Here is a 20,525-nt window from a genome sequence, read left to right as displayed (position 1 = left end):
CCCGTCTGCCGCACGCCATGTCCCGTCCCCTGAGTTTCGCCCGCAGCCGCATCCGCAACCGTTCCGCCAACCGGCTGATTGTGTTGTCGCTTGCCTCCGTCGCGCTGATGGTGCTGGACGGACGCTATGCCGCCGTGCAGCAGGCGAAATCCTATCTGTCCGCCAGTTTGAAACCCTTGCAGTGGCTGGCCGACAAACCGGTGGAATTATACGAATACGGCAGCACTTTCCTGCACACCCAGCAGTCGCTGATTGCCGCCAACCGCGAATTGCAGGCGCAAAACCTTAAACTTGCGGTAATGCTGCGGCAGGGAGCGGCGGCCGAACGCGAACTGGGCGAACTCAAACGGCTCAACGGCCTGAAAATGCAGGCACTCACCGGCGGCACGGCGGCGCAAATCGTTTCCAACGGCAAAAACCCCCTGTCCGACAAACTGCTGCTGGACAAAGGCAGCAAAGACGGCCTCAGGGCGGGTGATCCTGCGGTTGACGGCAACGGCCTGATCGGCCAGCTTACCGCCGTCCATCCCTTTGTTTCCGAGCTGACCGTGCTGACCAACGCCCAATCGGTCGTACCCGTTATGGTGGAACGCACCGGAGTACGCAGCCTGCTGTACGGCGACGGCAACAGGGTCATCCTGCGCTATTTCCCCGTTGATGCCGACTTGCAGCCGGGCGATTTGCTGGTAACTTCCGGCATGGATTCCGTTTATCCGGCCGGCATCCCCGTTGCCCGCGTCGAGCAGGCCGAACGTTCCTCCGGCACACCGTATTACCGCACCGCACTCTCCCTGCCCGCCGCCGTACACAGCAGCAAACACGTCCTGGTACTGCCGCAAACCGATCCGCCCCCCGTTCAGACGGCCTCCGAAGCGGCTCCCGCGCCTCCCTCCGAAAAACGCCCATGACCGATTTCGACGACTTCCACAACCGGATTCCCAAACGCCTGGTTGCCGCCACATTCGCTGCGGCACTGCTGTTTGACCTGATTCCCTTTCCCGCACACCTGTCTTTCTGGCTGCCGGAAGCCACCGCCCTTACCCTGCTTTACTGGTCGCTCAACCGCCCGCAGTGGGTCGGCGTATTTGCCGCCTTCGCCTGCGGCCTGCTGATCGACATCGGCATTGCCGCGCCGCTCGGCCAGCACGCGCTGGCCTATATGCCGATGGTGTTTTTCATGCAGCGTTACCAGCGCATCATCGTTCTGCAAAGCTATGCCTTCCAATCGCTGGCCGTATTTACCGCCCTCTTGGCCGGCCGCCTGATTATCCTCCTGATCAACCTGATTACCGAACACCGCCTGATTGGTTTGAGCGGCCTGATCGCCCCCGTAGTCGGCGCACTGGCCTGGCCGATGCTGAACAAACTGATGCTGGCCGCCCTCCATTTTTCCCGCCGCCGCCGATGAAGAAATACCGTCCCTACCCCGCTTCGCGCAGCGACAACGCCTCCATCCAGCGCGATTTCCGCATCCGCCTGTTTGCCGCCTTCGTCTTTATCGTCGCCCTGTTCAGCATACTGGCGGCGCGTTTTGCCTATCTGCAAATCCACAAACACAGCGAATTTACCGCCCAGGCCGCATCCAACCGCATCTCCCTGATCCCCACTCCCCCGATACGCGGCGAAATTACCGACATCAACGGCGTGGTGCTGGCACACAATTATCCCGCCTATTCCCTCGAAATCATCCCCGGCCGCATCGAAGGCAAGCTGGAGGACACCGTTGCCGAGCTGCAAAAGCTGGCCGACATCACCGAAACCGACCTCAAACGTTTCAAAAAATTCCGTGCGGAATACCGCTCCTACGAAAAAGTCCCGCTGAAACTGAAACTCACGCCCGACGAAGCCGCCCTGATTGCCGCCCGTCTCTACCGCCTTCCCGGCGTGGAAATCAACGCCCGCACCTTCCGCGAATACCCCTACGGCGAACAAACCGCCCACTTTCTCGGCTATATCGGCCGCATCAGCGACAAAGACCAGGCACGGCTGAGCGAAGAAAAGCTCACTTCCCTCTACCGGGGCAGCACCCACATCGGCAAGTCCGGTCTGGAAAGCTATTACGAACGCCAGCTGCTCGGCACCCCGGGCTACCGCGAAGTGGAAAAAGACGCATACGGCAACATCATCCGCACCATCAAAACCGTGCCGCCGCAAAACGGCCAAACCCTCAAGCTGGCAATGGACATCCGCCTGCAACAGTACGCCATGCGCCTGATGAAGGGCAAACGCGGCGCAATGGTGGCCATCGACCCGCAAACAGGCGGCGTACTGGCCTTCGTGTCCAACCCTTCTTTCGATCCCAATATGTTTATCGACGGCATCGACAGCGAAAGTTGGAAAGCCCTTAACGAAAACTGGCAGAAGCCGATGATCAACCGCGTAACGCAGGGCCTCTACCCGCCCGGTTCCACCTTCAAACCCTTTATGGGCATGACCCTGCTCGAAAGCGGCAAAATCGGCCCGTACACCGTCGTCCCCGCTCCCGGCGCGTGGAGCATTCCCGGCAGCAAACACATGTTCCGCGACTCCGTACGCAGCGGCCACGGCTCGGCCAACCTGATGAAAGCGATACAGGTTTCCTCCGACACCTTCTTCTACCGGCTGGGTTTTGAAACAGGTATAGAAAAAGCCCTGCCCTATCTGTCCCAATTCGGCCTCGGCCAGCAAACCGGCATCGACCTGCCGCACGAATACAGAGGCGTGCTGCCTTCTCCCGAGTGGAAAGAAAAACGTTTTGCCAAGCTTCCGGCCGCACGGCGCAAATGGAACATCGCCGAGATGGTGCCCATCAGCATAGGCCAGGGCTACAACGCCTACACCCCTCTGCAAATGGCGCACGCCACCGCCATCCTCGCCAACAACGGCACGGTGTACCGCCCCCACCTCGTCAAAGAACTGATCGACCACAACAAACGGCAGATTACCCTCATCGACCCCAAACCCGTCCGCACCCTGCCGTTCAAACAGGCCAACTTCAACTACATCAAAGCTGCCATGGCCAAAGTCCTGCAACCGGGCGGCACCGCCCGCAAAGTCGGTGTGGGACTCAAATACAGCATGGGCGGCAAAACAGGCACCGCCCAAGTCGTCCAAATCGCGCAAGGCAAATCCTACAATGCCGCCGCCCTTGCCGTGCAGCACCGCGACCACGCCTGGTTTATCGCCTTCGCACCGCTGGACAAACCCAAAATCGCCATCGCCGTCATCCTTGAAAACGGCGGCTGGGGCGCAAACGCTGCCCCCCTTGCCCGCGCCCTGTCCGACTACTACCTGCTTACCCTCAAAGCCGGCAGCGACCGCGAAATCCCCGTCGACAACAGCGGCAAAACCACCGTCGCCAACCCCCTGCTCGCCGGCGGCGCGGTACAGAGGCCGTCTGAAAACCCCGTTACCCGCGCCTTCCGCACCCCATACCCTGCGGCAGCATCCTCCGCCGCCCCCGTTTCAGACGGCCTCCCCGCCTCCGCAGCCACACCGCCCGAGTCCGCGCCATGAAGCAACACGAAAACATCATCGCCAAAGCCAAACGCCTGATCTGGCAGCCCGTCGACCCCTGGCTCTTCTACGCCATGCTCATCATCTACACCATGAGCCTCTTCCTGCTCTACTCCGCCGACGGGCAGGACATCGGCCGCCTCAAAAGCAAAACCATGCACACCATCCTCGGTTTTGCCATTATCTGGCTGGTTGCCCGCATCAAACCGCAAACCCTCGCCAAATTCGCCCCGCCCGCCTACCTGCTCGGCATACTCATGCTGCTGGGCGTACACTTCTTCGGCATTACCGTAAACGGCTCCACCCGCTGGCTCAACCTCGGCATCCGCATCCAGCCCTCCGAAATCATGAAAATCGCCCTGCCCATGATGGTGGCCTGGTATCTGCAACGCCACAGCGGCAGCCTGCGCTGGCACCATTACCTTGTTGCCGCCGTCATCGTCGCCATTCCCGTCTTCCTCATCCTCAAACAGCCTGACCTCGGCACCGCCACCCTCATCATGGCCTCCGGCCTCTTCGTCATATTTTTTGCCGGCCTGCCGTGGAAAGTCATTCTTGCCGCCTTCGCCGCCGCCGTTGCCGCCCTGCCCCTGATGTGGAACTACGTCATGCACGACTACCAGAAAACCCGCGTCCTCACCCTGCTCGACCCCGCCAAAGACCCCCTCGGCGACGGCTACCACATCATCCAGTCCATGATTGCCATCGGCTCCGGCGGCATCTGGGGCAAAGGCTGGCTCAACGGCACCCAAACCCACCTCGACTACATCCCCGAATCCACCACCGACTTCATCTTCGCCGTTTACGGCGAAGAATTCGGCCTCACCGGCAACCTCCTCCTTCTGGCCGTCTACCTCATCATCCTTGCACGCGGCCTCTACATCTCCGCCCAAGCACCAAACCTGTACAGCCGCACCCTGGCCGGCGCGCTCACCATGACCTTCTTCTGCTACGCCTTCGTCAACATGGGCATGGTCAGCGGCATCCTGCCCGTCGTCGGCGTACCTCTCCCGCTCGTCAGCTACGGCGGCACCGCCACCCTGTCCATCATGACCATCCTCGCCCTCCTCATGGGCATCGCCAACCAGAAAAAAGACGCAAAAGGCCGTCTGAACAACCGCTAACCCCCTTTTCAGACGGCCTGCAACACCCCGCAGGCCGTCTGAAAAACGCACGGCACACCATGCTCACCACCCCGCCCTTCGCCCCCTCCGTCCTCCGCGCCCTGCACACACTCGGCATCGGCACACACCGCCACCTGCGCCAAACCGGCGCGGTCAAAACCTTCCTCCTGCTCAAAGCCTCCGGCCACACCCTCACCCGCAGCATCCTCTGGCAGCTTGCCGCCGCCGAAGCAGGCATCACCGTGTACGAGCTCACCGCCGAACACAAAGCCGCCCTGCTCGACGCACTCAAAAAACACCCCCCCGCCGACCTGCCGCCGCCCGAATGCGAAGCCCGTCAATTCATGGCCGCCGCACTGCAAGAAGCCCGGCAGGCAGCCGCCGCAGGCGAAGTACCCGTCGGCGCAGTCATCGTCCGCCACGGCACCATCCTCGCCGCCGCGCACAACGCCTGCATCGCACAACACAGCGTCGCCGCCCACGCCGAAATCCTCGCCCTCACGGCGGCCGGCCAACGCCTCGGCAGCATGCGCCTCGACGGCTGCGATGCCTACATCACACTCGAACCCTGTTCCATGTGTGCCTCCGCCCTGATGCAGGCACGCATAAAACGTGTTATCTTCGCCGCCGCCGAACCCAAAAGCGGTGCGGCAGGCAGCGTATGCAACCTCTTTGCCGACCACCGCCTGAATGCCCACACCGCCGTATTCGGCGGCATACTCGCAGACGAATCCCGCGAAATACTGCAAACATTCTTCCGCCTGCGCCGTACAACCTGACACCAACAGAAAGCCCAAACATGAAAACCATCCACACCCTGTCCGCCCTGGCCGCCGCAGCCGTCCTGTCCGCCTGCTCCACAGCAGACCAACCCGCCGCACAGCCGGAAAGCACCGCCGTCGGCATGGCCAACCCCGCATCCGTATACTGCGTAGAACAAGGCGGCAAAAGCGAAATCCGCAAAGACAAAGAAGGCAACGAATACGGCATGTGCCGCCTGCCCGACGGCAGCGTTGTGGACGAATGGGACTACTACCGCCAAAACCACAAAGAATAAGCCCGATATTTAAAGAAAAGGCCGTCTGAAAACTTTTCAGACGGCCTTATTGCAGCCCCTGCGGCGCAGAGCCCGCGCCTTTTTACTAACCGCCGTGCTTTCTGTACAATCCGCCCGCCCCGCCCAAACGAATCCGACCATGCCAGACACAAAAAAAACAATCAAAAACAAACCCTTTCCCCGCCGCCTTTCCGTCGCCCCCATGCTTGACTGGACCGACCGGCACTTCCGTTTTCTCGCCCGCCAAATCAGCCGCCATGCCCTGCTTTACACCGAAATGGTCAATGCCGGCGCAGTGGTATACGGCGATGCGGACCGCTTCCTGCTGAAAAACGACTGCGAAAACCCCGTCGCCCTGCAACTGGGCGGCAGCGATCCCGCCCTGTTGGCACAGGCGGCGGCCAAAGCGGCGGCATACGGCTACGACGAAATCAACCTCAACTGCGGCTGCCCCAGCCCGCGCGTGCAGAAAGGCGCGTTCGGCGCATGCCTGATGAACGAAGTGCCGCTGGTGGCCGACTGCCTCAACGCCATGCAGGATGCCGCCCCCGGCTGCGACATTACAGTCAAACACCGCATCGGCGTGGACCGGCAAACCGAATACCACACCCTGGCCGATTTTGTCGGCACGCTCGCCGGAAAAACCACCTGCACCACCTACATCGTCCATGCCCGCAACGCCTGGCTGGACGGCCTCTCACCCAAGGAAAACCGCGAAGTTCCGCCGCTGAAATACGATTATGTCTATCGTCTCAAACACGAATTTCCCGCGCTGGAAATCATCCTCAACGGCGGCGTGAAAACCAATGCCGAAGCCGCCGCGCATCTGGAATATGTAGACGGCGTAATGATAGGCCGCGAGTGCTACCACAACCCGATGATCATGCGCGACTGGGACCGGCTGTTTTACGGCGACACGCACGATCCTGCGGATTACGCCGAGCTGGCAGGCCGTCTGAAAGACTACGCCGCCGCGCAGCTTGCTTCGGGACGCGGCAGCATCCTGCGCCACATCACACGCCACTGCCTCGGCCTGATGCACGGCCTCAACGGCGCACGCCAGTGGCGGCGGATGCTCTCCGAAGCAGAGCTGCTCAAAGACAACGACCCCGCCCTAATCCTGCGCGCCTGGGAAGAAGTGGAAAAAGCCAACGCATCCAATCCGCCTTCCCGCCCCGACTAGGCCGTCTGAACACCTTTTCAGGCGGCCTTCATGCCGCCGCACCGCTTTCCCGACCAGGCCGTCTGAAAACAACTGCGGCCGCCAACCCGAAAGGACAGTCCCCATGGACGCACTCGACCTCCTCTCCACCCGCCGCTCCGTACGCGAGCTGACCGAACCCGCACCCGACGAACTCGAGCTGGAAACCGTTTTCCAATGCGCCACCCAAGTTCCCGACCACGGCGGCCTGACCCCGTGGCGTTTCGTCGTCATACACGGCAGCGCAGCCAAAGCCCGCTTCCGCCGCGCCCTTGAAGACACCGTCGTACAAATGAAGCTCGGCAGCGAGAGCATGGCCAAAGCCGGAAAAGTCGCCGACTTCGCCCCCATGGCCATCGCCGTCATCGCCAAACCCGCCACCGCCGCACAAAAGCCCAAACCCGAATGGGAGCAAATGCTCAGCGCGGGCGCGGCCGCCTACGCCATACAGCTTGCCACCAACGCCCTGGGCTACGACAACGTCTGGATTACCGGCCTGTGGTGCGGCAGCCCCGTCCTGCGTCAGGAAATGGGCTGCGGCGAAAAAGACAAAATCATCGGCTTCATCATGGTCGGCACCGCACAGCACGCCTTCCCCAAAGAAGAAAAAAACACCGATTTGGAACCATTCGTTACCTATTGGTAAACCACAGCAGAAGGCCGTCTGAAAAACAAAATCCCGTTTTCAGACGGCCTCCGAACACACAAACAGGAATCCCCATGCGCCAATATCTCGACCTCATGCGCCGCGTCCTCGACACCGGCACCGACAAATCCGACCGCACCGGCACCGGCACCCGCTCCGTTTTCGGCCACCAAATGCGTTTCGACCTGCAACAAGGCTTCCCCCTCGTTACCACCAAAAAGCTGCACCTGCGTTCCATCATCCACGAACTTTTATGGTTTCTGCGCGGCGACACCAACATCAAATACCTGCACGACAACAACGTCAGCATCTGGGACGAATGGGCCGACGAAAACGGCGACCTCGGCCCCGTTTACGGCTACCAATGGCGTTCGTGGCCCGCCCCCGACGGCCGCCACATCGACCAAATTGCCAACGTTGTGGAACAAATCAAACGCAACCCCGACAGCCGCCGCCTGATTGTTTCCGCCTGGAACCCCGCCCTCGTTGACGAAATGGCACTGCCCCCCTGCCACGCCCTGTTTCAGTTTTACGTTGCCGGCGGCAAACTCTCCTGCCAGCTCTACCAGCGCAGCGCCGACATCTTCCTCGGCGTGCCCTTCAACATCGCCGGCTACGCGCTGCTCACCATGATGGTGGCGCAGGTGTGCGGTTTGCAGCCCGGCGAATTTATCCACACCCTCGGCGACGCACACCTGTACGGCAACCACATCGAACAGGCGCATCTGCAACTTGCCCGCGAACCGCGCCCCCTGCCGCAAATGACGCTGAACCCCGCCGTAACCGACATTTTCAACTTCAAATTCGAAGACTTCGAACTAAGCGGCTACGACCCCCACCCCCACATCAAAGCCCCCGTGGCCGTCTGAAAACGGTATCCGTATGAACAAAGCCAAAACCCTCGGCCAGGTCATCACCCCGCCGCACATCGTCTGCGCCATTCTGGATGCCTGCGGCTACACAGGCCGTGCGGTGTTGCAGCGTTCCATAATGGAGCCGGCCTGCGGCGACGGCGCATTTTTGACGGAAATCGTGCGCCGCTACCTTGCCGCCGCACAAGAAGCAAAACAGCCCGCCGCACAAACCGCCACCGAGCTGTCGCAATACGTTTGCGCCATCGAAACCGACGAAACCGCATGGCGCAAATGTATCGCACGCTTGGACAAGCTGGCTGCCGAAGCCCTCGGCGGCCTGTCCGTGTCATGGCAGATTACGCACGGAGATACCCTGCGTCTTTACGCAAACCATAGTCAGGCGTTCGACTGGGTAGTCGGCAATCCGCCCTACATCCGCATCCACAACCTGCCGGAAGACACCCGCCGCTTTATCAAACGGCATTTCCGTTACGCCGTCGGCACCACCGATATGTATTTGGCCTTTTTCGAGATGGCGTTTGCCATGCTCAAGCCCGACGGCAGGCTCGGCTTCATTACCCCCAACAGCTTTCTCTACAACACATCCTACCGCCGTTTCCGCGCCTTTTTGCAGCAGCAGGGCAGCCTGAAAGTACTGTGCGACATGAAAGCGGAAAAAGTGTTTGCGGGTTTTTCCACCTACACCGCGATTACCGTGATGGATTTCGCGCAGCAAAATGCCGAATGCTTCGATTACGCCGAATACGAAGCAGGCCGTCTGAAAACCGTCAACCGTATTCCCTTTGCCGCACTTGACAGCCGCCGCTGGGCATTGTCCGACAGCGAAAACAGCCGCTTTCTGCACGAACTTGCCGCCGGAAAAAATGCACGGCTCGGCGACTTTTTCGACATCCAATACGGTTTTGCCACCCTGCGCGACAAAATTTTTATCGGCCGCGCGGCAGAACGCGGCGACGGCACGGCCGATTTCAACGGCGCAGTCGTCGAAACAGCCCTTTTACGCCCGATAGTCAAAGGATCGCGCTACAAAGGCAGCCTGCAAGACGAGGCCGAACGGATAGTCTTCCCCTATTACAAAAACGCCAAAGGCAGGCAGGTTCCCTACACCGAAAGCGAACTGGCCGAGCGCTTCCCCTTGGGTTACGCCTACCTCGCCGCCCATAAAGAAGAGCTGCTGAAACGCGATTTGGACGATAAAACCGCATGGTACGAATTCGGCCGCAGCCAGGGCATCCAAAGCGCAGACAAAGAAAAAACCGTTTTGAGTACACTGGTATACGACCAAGTACGCTTTTTCGGACTGCCAGCAAAAGTCTGCGTCTATTCCGGCATCCTGATTACCGCAAAAAACGAACACAGCGACCAGAGGCTTTTGGCAAACACCCTGTCCTCGCCTGATTTTTTCCGCTACATACGTCTCACAGGAAAAGACTTCTCGGGCGGCTACAAATCGGTGTCTACCAAACAGATTAAAGAATTTCCCGTATATGTGTCCGCCACAAAGCACACATTGTTTTGAAAGAAAGCAGCAATATGGATAACATTCGGTTTTTAAAAGTTTTACAAAAATCGTTTGTCAGATTTTTAGAAACCGGTTCGCACAGCAACGAAAAACTGAAAATCCTGCACGGATCCATTGCCGAAGATTTGGCCGCAAGACTGGGCGCAGACTACACCGTACAATCGCTCGGCTACGGCACGGGCAAAGAAGGGCGGATTAAAGGGCGGTATATCGACAAAAACGTGGATATTGCCGTAACAAACCGTCAAAACAAGGCTGTTGCAGGCATCGCCGTCAAATTCGTGATGCAGAACTACGCGCAAAACGCCAACAACTACTTTGAAAACATGCTCGGCGAAACCGCCAATATCCAGAGCAGCAATACTCCCTATTTCCAGATTTTCATTATTCCCGCCAAACTTCCCTATTACAAAAACAACGGCGGATTCGACAAATGGGAAACCTTTCATGCCCATCATTTGGACAAATACCGAAAACTCTCGTACGACAACAATCCGGCATGGGTGCATCCGCCTGCCAAAACCCTGCTGTATGTCCTTGCCCTACCCGAAACCGACACCCCTGCCGACAAAAACGCTTATGTGCGGCAGTATCTTGATTTAGTGCAAAACGACAGCCTAACCCTGCACACCGCGCCCGTTGCCGCAGATTTCGGCAGCGGCCTGATCTGCAACGATTACGAAACCTTTATTGCCAAAGCCGTTTACAGAATCCTGTCCGAATAAACCAAAAGGCCGTCTGAAAACCTGTTTCCCGTTTTCAGACGGCCTGTACCCCGTACACCGCCATGATTAAAACCGACAAAATCCGCAAGCCGCAGCCCGTGTTGTTTTACATTGCCGACTATCTTTGGAGCGGCTTTGCCGGCTTGGGCGTGGCGATGGCAGCGGTGGCCTTGTGGGCCTGGGGCAGCGAAGTGTTCGGCGGGTTTATGCTGCCGCCGCCTTTGTCTGTGTTTGAACAGGCTTGGGATTTGCTGCGGCAGTTTCAGACGGCCGGAATCGGCGTGTCGCTGTGGCGGGCGGCAGCGGGTATCGGAATTGCGCTGGCAGCGGGCGTGGCGGCCGGCCTTTTGGCCGGACGGTTTAAAACCGCAATGGCCTTGTTGAAGCCGGTGATGACAATCCTGCTGGCGATGCCGCCGATTGTGTGGGTGGTGATGGCTTTGTTCTGGTTCGGCTTCGGCAATCCGGGCGTGCTGTTTACCGTGGTGGTGCTGGTTACGCCGCTGACCTTTTCCGGCGCGGCGGTGGGGATGGCCGGCGTGGACAAGAAAAACGAAGAATTGTTTGACGCTTACCGTTTGGGGCTGGTGAAAAAAATCCGCTATCTCTATCTGCCGCACCTCACGGGCTATCTGATTTCGAGCGTGGGCGTGGCGGTGGCGATGGGGGTAAAAGTGGTGATTATGGCCGAGCTGTTGGGTGCGGACGAGGGCATAGGGGCAAAGATTGCCGACGCGCGGGCAATGTTGGAAACCTCTACCGTGATGGCCTATGTGGTTTTGGTGGTGGCATTTGTGGCCTTGTTCGAATACCTGGTCATCAAGCCTTTGGAAATTCTGTTTATGCCGTGGAGAAGGTGATGCTGGAAATCAGACATCTGCGTTTCGATATTCTGCGCGATGCGGTGGTGCGCGATTTTTCGCTGTCGCTCAATGCGGGCGAAGTCAAAACGCTGTTCGGCCCCAGCGGCTGCGGCAAAACCACGGTGCTGCGGCTGGCGGCGGGGCTGGAAACACCCAAATCAGGCCGTCTGAAAAACACCTTCCGCAAAACGGGTTTTCTGTTTCAGGAAAACCGCCTGCCGGACAACCTGACGGCGATGCAGAACATCGCGGTGTTTATGGAGCGGGCGGATGAAGGCGCAATCCTCGCGCTGGCGGAAAAAGTGGGGCTGACGGCGGGCGATTTGCACAAATATCCGGCCGAACTCTCGGGCGGCATGGCCAAGCGGGTGGCGTTTTTGCGGCTGATGCTGTGCGGCTGCGACCTGGCTCTGCTCGACGAGCCGTTTGTCGGATTGGACAGGGATTTGCGCGATGTGCTGGCGGCGATGCTGGTGGAGAAAATCGAGCGCGAAGGCTGGGCCTGCCTGCTGGTTACGCACGACCGCTTTGAAGCCGTGCGCCTGAGCCGTGAAATCATGCTGCTTGCCCCCAAGGGCATGGGGGTGGAAAAAACCATTTTCCTGCCCGAGCCGCTGCACCGGCGCGATTCGGCTTACGAAGAAGCCGTTGCGGCACGCGAATTTGGCGGGGTGCGCTACTATGAGTAAATTCTTTACCCATCCGATGCGGCCGTTTTTCACGGCGGCGGCGGCGGCGGCCGTGGCCGGCGCGGCATCGTTTTTTCTGCGCGGCGATGCGGTGCTGTTTCACCGGCTGGTGTTTTTGCAGCTGCTGCCCGTGGCGGCCTACTGCGGCTTTCTGCTGACCGCCATGCCCGATTGGACGGACTATACAGGCCGTCTGAAAACCATAGGCTGCATCCTCGCCGCGCCGCTGGCCTTTGCCGCCCTGTCGCTGCCGTTTTTCCCGCAGGCCTCCGCGTTTGCCGCCGCCGCCTGCTGGATAATCCTGTTTCTTTTCTGCTCCTGGCTGGTGTGGCGCGGACGCAATAGCAAACAGTTTGCCGTATTGCTGCTGCTTGCCCTGTTTGCCGCCGTTCAGACGGCCTATGCCCACACCGGCGACTGGCGTTTGCTGCGCACTCTGGTTCATCTCAACATTGCCGCCGTGATGCTGGTTTCTTTCCGCGTGAGCATCGTCTTGGGCGCGGAAGCCTTGAAGGAATGCCGTCTGAAAGACCCGGTGTTCATCCCCAATTTCGTCTATAAAAACACCGCCATCCTGTTTCTGCTGCTGTATGCCGCCGCCGAACTGCTGCTGCCCGCGCAAGCGGCGGGGTTTATGGCTCTGGCTGCCGGCTTCACCGTGCTCGCCAAGCTGCGCGAGCTGCACCATTGGGAGCTTTTGCGCAAACACTACGTTGCGTTTTACTACCTCATCCAGCTTGCCGCCGCACTCGGCTATCTCTGGCTGGGCGCGTGTACGCTGCTGGAAAAACCGCAGGGTGCGCCGCTGCACCTGATTACCGTCGGCGCGATGCTCGGCGCGGTGATGCTGATCTTCCTCACCGCCGGACTGCGCCACAGCGGCTTTGCCCGCCTCGACTATCCCGCCCCCGCCATTGCCGCCTTTGTCTGCCTGGCCGCCGCCGCCGTCTGCCGCACCGTTTTGCAGGCGTATCATCCGCTGTTTCTGATGGCTGCGCCCGCCGTTTTGCTGGCTGCCGCGTTCGCGCTGTATCTGTATTGTTTCATCCCGATTTTCCGCGCAAACGCATTCAGCGACGATCCCGACCCCGAATAAACGCGGCAAAGGCCGTCTGAAAACGATATTCAGACGGCCTTTGCCGCCTGATACGGCGTATTCCTATGCTAGAATCCGTCCGTTTTGCCCGCATCCGCCCGCAGGCCGCACAATCCGGATTTTTATCCGGCACAGCCGCAACCCGGCCGGATAAACCAAACTGCTGCGCACAACTCCCCCCACCGTCCGATAACCCGCAACCGAAGAAAGCCCGCCCGTGGATTCACTCAATACTTTTTTCCTGATTATCGCCCTACTGCTGTTTATCAGCGTCGTTGCCTCGCGCGTGTCCACCCGTTTCGGCATGCCGCTGCTTTTGGTCTTCCTCGGCGTGGGGATGCTGGCGGGCGGCGAAGGTTTGGGCGGCCTGCAGTTCAACAATTTCGCCGCCGCCAATCTGGTCGGACAGCTTGCATTGGCGGTGATTCTGCTCGACGGCGGCCTGCGCACCAAATTCGACAGCTTCCGCCTTGCCATCAAACCCTCCGTCGTTCTGGCAAGCTGGGGCGTGATTGCCACCGTCGCCCTGCTCGGCCTGTTTACCACCTTTTTCCTGAACATCGACTGGCGCATGGGTCTGCTGATGGCGGCAATTGTCGGCTCCACCGACGCGGCGGCGGTATTTTCCCTGATGCGCAGCAGCGGCGTGCGCCTCAATTCCCGTATTCTGGCCACGCTGGAATTGGAAAGCGGCTGCAACGACCCGATGGCGATTCTTTTGGTCAGCGCGCTGATCGGGCTGATTATGAACCCCGCCGAAACGGGCCTGGCGCAAATGCTGACCCTCCTGTTCAAACAACTCGGACTGGGGCTGCTCTTCGGCTATCTGGCGGGCAAAGTGCTGGCGCGGATGCTCGAGCGCATCCGCCTGGCCGAAGGCCTGTATGCCATCCTTATCGCCTCCGGCGGGCTTTTGGTTTTCGCCACCACCAACCTGTTGGGGGGCAGCGGCTTCCTCGCCGTGTATCTGGCTGGTGTGTTCATCGGCAACTCGCGCAACAGCTCCACCGAACACGTTTTAAACGTGATGGACGGCTTGGCATGGCTGGCACAGGCCTCGATGTTCTTGGTGCTGGGCCTGCTGGTCAGCCCTGCGCGGCTGCTGGAAAACGGCTTGAACGCCGTCGTAATCGCCGCCTTCCTGATTCTCGTCGCCCGCCCGATCGCGGTGTGGACCTCGCTCAAATTCTTCCGTTACAAGCCGCGCGAAGTGGCCTACATAAGCTGGGTCGGCCTGCGCGGCGCGGTGCCGATTACGCTGGCGATTACACCGCTGATGGCGGGCGTGCCCGACGCGCTGATGCTGTTTGACGTGGCCTTTGCCGTGGTGATTCTGTCGCTGCTGATTCAAGGCTCCACCATTCCCGGGTTCGCCCGCCTGCTCAAAGTCGTGCTGCCGCCGCGCCCCGAGCCGCTGGCGCAGCGCGAAATCTGGCTGGCCGACAAACTGGCGGTGTCTTTGCAGTCGTTCAAAGTGGAAGAAGGATCGGATGCCGCCGGCAGCCATCCCTCGGCCATGACGCGCGACCGCTTTTCAGACGGCCGGACATTCGCCCTGATACGCGGCGGCCAAACGGTAAACATACTGCCCAGCACCCAAATGCAGGCGGGCGACATAGTATGGTTTATCCTCGACGAAAAGCTCGGCGACGATTTCGCCAAACAGTTTGCCGCCGCCGACAGCGCCGAACGCAGCTTCTTCGGCGCGTTCAGCCTCAATCCCGACACCGTGGTGGGCGATCTGGCCGAAGTGTACGGCCTGCCGGTAGATGAAGCCGAACGCGGCCTGAGCCTGGACGAACTCTTCCGCCGCCACTTCGGCGATATGCCCGTGGCCGGCGACCGCATCCTGATAGACGGCTTCCAAATCACCGTCAGAGAACTCGACAACAAAGCCCAAATCCGCCTGCTCGGCCTGAAAATGCCCGAAAACGGCACGGCCGCCGCCGCAAAGGCCGTCTGAAAAGCATTCAGACGGCCTCAAAATACGTTTTTGCAGCAACAAAATCACGAAAGACCCGACATGGAAAAAATCTGGCTCCAAAGCTACGAACCCGGCGTAAACGCCGAAATCGACATCACGCGCTACAAATCCGTCAGCGACGTGTTCAGCCAAAGTGCGGAGAAATTCGCCGCCAAGCCCGCCTTCCAAAACATGGGCAAAGTGCTGACCTATGCCCAAACCGCCAAGCTGGTTACCGATTTTGCCTCCTACCTGCAAAACGTGCTCAAACTCCCGCGCGGCGAACGTGTCGCCGTGATGATGCCCAACCTGCTGCAATACCCGGTGGCCCTGTTCGGAGCGTTGCAGGCCGGCATGACCGTGGTCAATACCAACCCGCTCTACACCCCGCGCGAGCTGGAACACCAGCTCAAAGACAGCGGCGCGTCCGTCATCGTCGTATTGGAAAACTTCGCCGCCACGCTGGAAACGGTGCTGCCGCACACACAGATCAAACACGTCATCGTCGCCTCCGCCGGCGATATGCTGGGCCTGCTGAAAGGCACGCTGGTTAATTTCGTCCTGCGCACAATCAAAAAAGCGGTACCCGCATACCATATTCCGAACGCCGTTTCCTTCAACACGGCCATGAAGCTGGGCGCGGCGCAGCCGTTTGAAAAAGTGGACATTTCCCGCGAAGACACCGCCTTCCTGCAATACACCGGCGGCACCACCGGCGTGGCCAAAGGCGCAGTGCTCAGCCACGGCAACATCTGCGCCAACATGATGCAGGCTGCCGAATGGATTAAAAACCAGCTCCGCCAGGGCGGGGAAACCGTGATTGCCGCCCTGCCCCTCTACCACATTTTCGCGCTTACCGTAAACCTGATGATATTTACCGATGCCGGCTCCAAAATCATCCTGATTACCAACCCGCGCGACATGAAACGCTTTATCGGCGACATGAAAAAAGAGCGCGTCAGCGTTTTTGTCGGCGTAAACACCCTCTTCAACAGCCTCGTCAACCAAGCCGGTTTTGCCGCCGTCGATTTTTCCAACCTGCGCCTCACCCTCAGCGGCGGCATGGCCACGCAGAAAGCCGTGGCCGAAAAATGGAAAGCCGTAACAGGCACCCCCATCGTCGAAGCCTACGGTCTGACCGAAGCCAGCCCGGGCGTGTGCTGCAACCCGCTGAATATCGAAACATTCGGCGGCGGCATCGGCCTGCCCATACCCTCCACCGAAATCGAGCTGCGCGATGCCGGCGGCAAGCTCGTGCCGCAGGGACAGGCGGGCGAACTGTGGGTAAAAGGCCCCCAAGTCATGCAGGGCTATTGGAACCGCCCCGAAGAAACCGCCAAAGCCATTGACGCGCGCGGCTTTCTTGAAACCGGCGACATCGCCGTGATGGACGAAAAAGGCTGGCTCAAACTGGTCGACCGCAAAAAAGACCTGATCGTCGTGTCCGGCTTCAATGTTTACCCCAACGAAATCGAAGAAGTCATCGCCCACAACGACAAAGTGATGGAAGTCGCCTGCATCGGCGTGCCCAACGAGAAAACCGGCGAAGCCCTCAAAGTATTCGTTGTCCGCAAAGACCCCACGCTCACCAAAGAAGAACTCACCGCCTTCTGCCGCACCGAGCTGACCGGCTACAAAATCCCCAAAGACATCGAATTCCGCGACGAGCTGCCCAAATCCAATGTCGGCAAAATCCTGCGCCGCGAGCTGCGTCCGAAAGAATAAAAAACACAACAGGCCGTCTGAAAACGTTTTCAGACGGCCTCATTTGCCATTACCCCGCCCCGCGCATACAATCCGCCGCTTTTGCACCGCACGAAAGACCCGCCATGACCGCCGTTTCCGTTTCCCCCATTCCCGAAATCCTCGCCGACATCAAAGCCGGCAAAATGGTCATCATCACCGACGCGGAAGACCGCGAAAACGAAGGCGACCTCGTTATGGCCGCCGAAGCGGTTACCCCCGAAGCCGTCAACTTCATGATCAAACACGCGCGCGGCCTTGTCTGCCTGCCGATGGCCGACGAGCTTGTCGACCGCATCAACCTGCCGCAGATGACCCAGAAAAACGGCGCGCAATACGGCACCAACTTCACCGTGTCCATCGAAGCGGCCGAAGGCATCTCCACCGGCATTTCCGCCGCCGACCGCGCCCACACCATCCGCACCGCCGTATCCCCCTCCGTCCGCCCCGAAGACATCGTCCAGCCCGGCCACATCTTCCCCCTGCGCGCCCAAAAAGGCGGCGTACTCGTCCGTGCCGGCCACACCGAAGCCGCCGTAGACCTCACCGAAATGTGCGGCATGACCCCCGCCGGAGTCATCTGCGAAATCCTCAACGACGACGGCACCATGGCGCGGATGCCCGAACTCAAAAAATTCGCCGCCGCCCACAACATCAAAATCGGCACCATCGCCGACCTTATCGAATACCGCAGCCGCAACGAAAGCCTGCTCGAAGAAATGGGCGACAGCGAAATCCGCACCCCCTGGGGCGCGTTCCGCCAGCACGTCTATGTGGACAAACTCACCGGCGAAACCCACCTCGCCCTCGTCAAAGGCACAATCCAAGCCGGACGCGCAACCCTCGTCCGCGTACACGAACCTTTCGGCGTGATGGACTTCCTGCACGCCGCCCCCGAACACTCCTGGCCGCTGCCCGCCGTACTCGCACGCATCGCCCAAGCCGAAAGCGGCATCGCCATCCTGTTGCACCGCACCGAAGACGGAGCCGCCCTGCTCGAACGCACCCTGCCGAAAAACGCCTTCCAAATCAAAAAATGGGACAGGAAAACCTACGGCATCGGCGCGCAAATCCTTGCCGGCCTCGGCGTGAAAAAAATGCGCGTGATGGGCAAACCCTCCTCGATGAACGGCCTCAACGGCTTCGGCCTCGAAGTGGAAGGCTTTGAAGAATACGCCGAGCCTGCCGCAGAATCAGGCATGCAGGCCGTCTGAAAACGGCCCAACGCCCTGCGGACAGCCTGCCTGCCGCGCACACAAAGCAGCACCCGCATAGCGGCTCCCGGGGTTTTTCTGTATCCCCGCCTTTTTGACAAACGGAGGAAAACGCCGTGAACCACCGCACTTTCACCATGATGGCCATCCTCGTCAGCTTTGCCGCCAGCCTGATTTTCGGAACCCTGTATATCGCCGGCTATCTCGACGGCGGCGGTTTTTTCCTGTGTATGGCCGCCACCCTGCCCGCCCTGCTGCTTTTCCGTTCCGCTTACAACTTTTTCTTCTGTAAAAACCAAAAATGACGACAGGCCGTCTGAAAAACCATGTGCGGTTTTCAGACGGCCTCCATCCCGCCCCATGATTCCGTCCGACTTCATAGAAGATCTGCTCGCCAAAGTGGATATTGTCGATATTATCGACGAACAGGTGCCGCTGAAAAAAAGTGGCGCAAACTACATGGCCTGCTGCCCGTTCCACAAAGAAAAAACCCCGTCCTTCTCCGTCAGCCCGAGTAAGCAGTTTTACCACTGTTTCAGTTGCGGCGCACACGGCTCGGCCGTCGGCTTCGTCATGGAATATCAGGGGCTGTCTTTTCCCGAAGCCGTGCAGTATCTGGCCGACCGCGCCGGCATGGCTGTACCGCAGACGCGCGGGCGCGGCGAAAATCCCGCAGCGCGGGCAGAGCGCAAAAAAACGCAGCAGACGCTGGAAGAAACCGTGGCCGCCGCCGCCGCCTTTTACACGCGCCAACTCGAATCCGCCCCCGCCGCGCAGCAGTATCTGCACAAGCGCGGCCTGAGTGCGGAAATCGCCGCCCGCTACGGCCTGGGCTACGCACCCGACGGCTGGCAGCCGCTCGCGCAAGTGTTCCAACCCTATCCCAACGCCGCGCTGGTCGAAAGCGGCATGGTCGTCCGCAACGAAGAGCAAAACCGCCACTACGACCGCTTCCGCCACCGCATCATGTTTCCCATCCGCGACATACGCGGCCAAGTCGTCGGCTTCGGCGGACGCGTACTCGACGACTCCAAACCCAAATACCTCAACTCGCCCGATACGCCGCTGTTTGACAAAGGCCGCAACCTCTACGGCCTGTACGAAGCACGTGCCGCGGTTAAAGACGCGGGGCGGATTTTGGTGGTTGAAGGCTATATGGACGTGGTTGCCCTGTCGCAGTTCGGCATCGGCTACGGCGTGGCCGCGCTCGGTACGGCCACCACCGCCGAACACGTCAAAATCCTGATGCGCCAGGCCGACAACATCTATTTTTGTTTCGACGGCGACGCGGCCGGCAGAAAAGCCGCATGGCGCGCATTGGAAAACGCCCTGCCGCAGCTCAAAGACGGCAAATCGCTGCATTTTCTCTTTCTGCCCAAAGAACACGACCCCGACAGCTACATCCGCGCCCACGGCAAAGCGCAGTTTGAAGACGCGCTCCTCAACCAAAGCAAACCCCTGTCCGAATATTTCTGGCACGCGCTTTCAGACGGCCTCAAGCTCAACACGCAGGAAGGCAAGGCCGAACTCGTCAAAAAAGCCTCGCCGCTGCTGGCGCAGATTGCCGCACCCGCGCTGGCTTTCCTGCTGAAACAGCGTCTGGCCGAAATGGTGGGCATCGATCCGGCCGATCTGGCCGTGCTGCTCGGACAGGAAATGCCGCAGCGGCGCGTACAGGCCAAAAGCTACAAACTCCCCGCCCGCACCGCCCGCCAGCCGGCCATGCCCACCCTCGCCCAACGCCTCATACGCAGCCTGATGGCCAACCCCGCCTGGGCGGTACACGTCGATCTGCCCGACTACCTGCCGCTCGAAGAAGACGCGGCCTGCCTGGCCGACATCGCCGATTTCGTCCGCAGCCGCCCCAAGCTGCCCGACCATGCGCAAATCTGGGAACACTTCCGGGGCAGCTGCACCGCAGCCGTTTTGCAGTCCGTCTACCGCCGCAGCGGCACGGACGACGGCGGCGGCGGCGAAGAAGACGAAACCGCCTTTTCAGACGGCCTGGACAAGCTCGCCAAATCCTTCCGTGCCGCCCAGCTCGAAATCCTCAAACAAAAAGCAGCCGCAGGCGGCCTCAGCCCGACGGAAAAAAACCTGCTGCTGCGCCTCCTCGCGCAAAAATAGGTGCAAAAATAAACGCCCCGCATATTTCCCCTTTTTCAGACGGCCTCTGCCTGCCGTATAATGCCGCCTTTGCAAAACTTCACATCCGCAGCCGCCGTTTTTCTGACGGCACAAAATAGAAAAAATACAATGCGGCAAGGCAAAACCCAGCCGCAGTTTTTTATTTTGTCCCGCCATACGCCCTG

19 protein-coding genes are annotated in these 20,525 nt (G+C 59.9%); all 19 read left to right on the top strand.

The window, feature by feature from the left end; genetic code table 11:
• Positions 1–17 precede the first annotated feature (17 nt).
• Positions 18–908, top strand: a complete 891-nt coding sequence (mreC, locus tag DYE40_RS00460; protein ID WP_115307251.1) for a rod shape-determining protein MreC — start codon at positions 18–20, stop codon at positions 906–908.
• Complete coding sequence (gene mreD, locus DYE40_RS00455) at positions 905–1,408, top strand: rod shape-determining protein MreD (protein ID WP_115307250.1); 504 nt, start codon at positions 905–907, stop codon at positions 1,406–1,408. The genes mreC and mreD overlap by 4 nt, the downstream gene beginning before the upstream one ends.
• Entirely contained in the window at positions 1,405–3,495 is a 2,091-nt protein-coding gene (mrdA, locus tag DYE40_RS00450; RefSeq protein WP_115307249.1) for a penicillin-binding protein 2, read from the top strand. The genes mreD and mrdA overlap by 4 nt, the downstream gene beginning before the upstream one ends.
• Positions 3,492–4,619, top strand: a complete 1,128-nt coding sequence (rodA, locus tag DYE40_RS00445; RefSeq protein WP_115307248.1) for a rod shape-determining protein RodA — start codon at positions 3,492–3,494, stop codon at positions 4,617–4,619. The genes mrdA and rodA overlap by 4 nt, the downstream gene beginning before the upstream one ends.
• Before the next feature lie 59 nt (positions 4,620–4,678).
• Positions 4,679–5,398: a tRNA-specific adenosine deaminase gene (locus DYE40_RS00440; RefSeq protein ID WP_115307247.1), complete on the top strand. Its 720-nt coding sequence runs from the start codon at positions 4,679–4,681 to the stop codon at positions 5,396–5,398.
• A gap of 20 nt (positions 5,399–5,418) precedes the next feature.
• A complete protein-coding gene (locus DYE40_RS00435; RefSeq protein WP_115307246.1) occupies positions 5,419–5,676 on the top strand; it encodes a putative hemolysin in 258 nt (85 codons plus the stop codon).
• Positions 5,677–5,815: 139 nt separating this feature from the next.
• Entirely contained in the window at positions 5,816–6,859 is a 1,044-nt protein-coding gene (gene dusA, locus DYE40_RS00430) for a tRNA dihydrouridine(20/20a) synthase DusA (protein WP_115308215.1), read from the top strand.
• A gap of 103 nt (positions 6,860–6,962) precedes the next feature.
• Positions 6,963–7,523 (top strand): nitroreductase family protein, encoded by a 561-nt coding sequence (locus tag DYE40_RS00425; protein ID WP_115307245.1) that lies wholly within the window; start codon positions 6,963–6,965, stop codon positions 7,521–7,523.
• Positions 7,524–7,597: 74 nt separating this feature from the next.
• Entirely contained in the window at positions 7,598–8,392 is a 795-nt protein-coding gene (locus DYE40_RS00420; protein ID WP_115307244.1) for a thymidylate synthase, read from the top strand.
• 13 nt (positions 8,393–8,405) lie between these two features.
• On the top strand, positions 8,406–9,917 hold the full coding sequence (locus DYE40_RS00415) for an HsdM family class I SAM-dependent methyltransferase (RefSeq protein ID WP_115307243.1): 1,512 nt from the start codon (positions 8,406–8,408) through the stop codon (positions 9,915–9,917).
• A 14-nt stretch (positions 9,918–9,931) separates the two neighbouring features.
• Positions 9,932–10,645 (top strand): hypothetical protein, encoded by a 714-nt coding sequence (locus DYE40_RS00410; protein WP_115308214.1) that lies wholly within the window; start codon positions 9,932–9,934, stop codon positions 10,643–10,645.
• 62 nt (positions 10,646–10,707) lie between these two features.
• Positions 10,708–11,505: an ABC transporter permease gene (locus DYE40_RS00405; protein WP_115307242.1), complete on the top strand. Its 798-nt coding sequence runs from the start codon at positions 10,708–10,710 to the stop codon at positions 11,503–11,505.
• Positions 11,505–12,197 carry an ATP-binding cassette domain-containing protein gene (locus tag DYE40_RS00400; RefSeq protein WP_172461175.1) on the top strand — a complete coding sequence of 231 codons (693 nt, stop codon included), beginning with the start codon at positions 11,505–11,507 and terminating at the stop codon, positions 12,195–12,197. Before DYE40_RS00405 ends, DYE40_RS00400 begins: the two co-directional genes overlap by 1 nt.
• A complete protein-coding gene (locus tag DYE40_RS00395; RefSeq protein ID WP_172461174.1) occupies positions 12,190–13,293 on the top strand; it encodes an NnrS family protein in 1,104 nt (367 codons plus the stop codon). Before DYE40_RS00400 ends, DYE40_RS00395 begins: the two co-directional genes overlap by 8 nt.
• A 217-nt stretch (positions 13,294–13,510) precedes the next feature.
• Complete coding sequence (locus tag DYE40_RS00390) at positions 13,511–15,256, top strand: potassium/proton antiporter (RefSeq protein WP_115307239.1); 1,746 nt, start codon at positions 13,511–13,513, stop codon at positions 15,254–15,256.
• 60 nt (positions 15,257–15,316) lie between these two features.
• Positions 15,317–16,981 carry an AMP-binding protein gene (locus DYE40_RS00385; protein ID WP_115307238.1) on the top strand — a complete coding sequence of 555 codons (1,665 nt, stop codon included), beginning with the start codon at positions 15,317–15,319 and terminating at the stop codon, positions 16,979–16,981.
• A gap of 104 nt (positions 16,982–17,085) precedes the next feature.
• Positions 17,086–18,213, top strand: a complete 1,128-nt coding sequence (gene ribBA, locus DYE40_RS00380) for a bifunctional 3,4-dihydroxy-2-butanone-4-phosphate synthase/GTP cyclohydrolase II (RefSeq protein ID WP_115307237.1) — start codon at positions 17,086–17,088, stop codon at positions 18,211–18,213.
• A 116-nt stretch (positions 18,214–18,329) separates the two neighbouring features.
• Complete coding sequence (locus tag DYE40_RS00375; RefSeq protein WP_115307236.1) at positions 18,330–18,518, top strand: hypothetical protein; 189 nt, start codon at positions 18,330–18,332, stop codon at positions 18,516–18,518.
• 55 nt (positions 18,519–18,573) lie between these two features.
• The gene (dnaG, locus tag DYE40_RS00370; RefSeq protein WP_115307235.1) at positions 18,574–20,340 is read left to right on the top strand and encodes a DNA primase; all 1,767 of its coding nucleotides are present in this window, start codon (positions 18,574–18,576) and stop codon (positions 20,338–20,340) included.
• Positions 20,341–20,525 lie beyond the last annotated feature (185 nt).

It is taken from the genome of Kingella potus (genome assembly GCF_900451175.1).
GTDB lineage: Bacteria > Pseudomonadota > Gammaproteobacteria > Burkholderiales > Neisseriaceae > Neisseria > Neisseria potus.
Note: the sequence above shows the minus strand (reverse complement) of the source record. Positions and strands in the feature narration are given on the sequence as shown.

Coding starts and splice junctions, on each gene's coding strand:
- mreC (WP_115307251.1), top strand. CDS start 18: ATGTCCCGTCCCCTGAGTTTCGCCCGCAGCCGCATCCGCAACCGTTCC.
- mreD (WP_115307250.1), top strand. CDS start 905: ATGACCGATTTCGACGACTTCCACAACCGGATTCCCAAACGCCTGGTT.
- mrdA (WP_115307249.1), top strand. CDS start 1,405: ATGAAGAAATACCGTCCCTACCCCGCTTCGCGCAGCGACAACGCCTCC.
- rodA (WP_115307248.1), top strand. CDS start 3,492: ATGAAGCAACACGAAAACATCATCGCCAAAGCCAAACGCCTGATCTGG.
- DYE40_RS00440 (WP_115307247.1), top strand. CDS start 4,679: ATGCTCACCACCCCGCCCTTCGCCCCCTCCGTCCTCCGCGCCCTGCAC.
- DYE40_RS00435 (WP_115307246.1), top strand. CDS start 5,419: ATGAAAACCATCCACACCCTGTCCGCCCTGGCCGCCGCAGCCGTCCTG.
- dusA (WP_115308215.1), top strand. CDS start 5,816: ATGCCAGACACAAAAAAAACAATCAAAAACAAACCCTTTCCCCGCCGC.
- DYE40_RS00425 (WP_115307245.1), top strand. CDS start 6,963: ATGGACGCACTCGACCTCCTCTCCACCCGCCGCTCCGTACGCGAGCTG.
- DYE40_RS00420 (WP_115307244.1), top strand. CDS start 7,598: ATGCGCCAATATCTCGACCTCATGCGCCGCGTCCTCGACACCGGCACC.
- DYE40_RS00415 (WP_115307243.1), top strand. CDS start 8,406: ATGAACAAAGCCAAAACCCTCGGCCAGGTCATCACCCCGCCGCACATC.
- DYE40_RS00410 (WP_115308214.1), top strand. CDS start 9,932: ATGGATAACATTCGGTTTTTAAAAGTTTTACAAAAATCGTTTGTCAGA.
- DYE40_RS00405 (WP_115307242.1), top strand. CDS start 10,708: ATGATTAAAACCGACAAAATCCGCAAGCCGCAGCCCGTGTTGTTTTAC.
- DYE40_RS00400 (WP_172461175.1), top strand. CDS start 11,505: ATGCTGGAAATCAGACATCTGCGTTTCGATATTCTGCGCGATGCGGTG.
- DYE40_RS00395 (WP_172461174.1), top strand. CDS start 12,190: ATGAGTAAATTCTTTACCCATCCGATGCGGCCGTTTTTCACGGCGGCG.
- DYE40_RS00385 (WP_115307238.1), top strand. CDS start 15,317: ATGGAAAAAATCTGGCTCCAAAGCTACGAACCCGGCGTAAACGCCGAA.
- ribBA (WP_115307237.1), top strand. CDS start 17,086: ATGACCGCCGTTTCCGTTTCCCCCATTCCCGAAATCCTCGCCGACATC.
- dnaG (WP_115307235.1), top strand. CDS start 18,574: ATGATTCCGTCCGACTTCATAGAAGATCTGCTCGCCAAAGTGGATATT.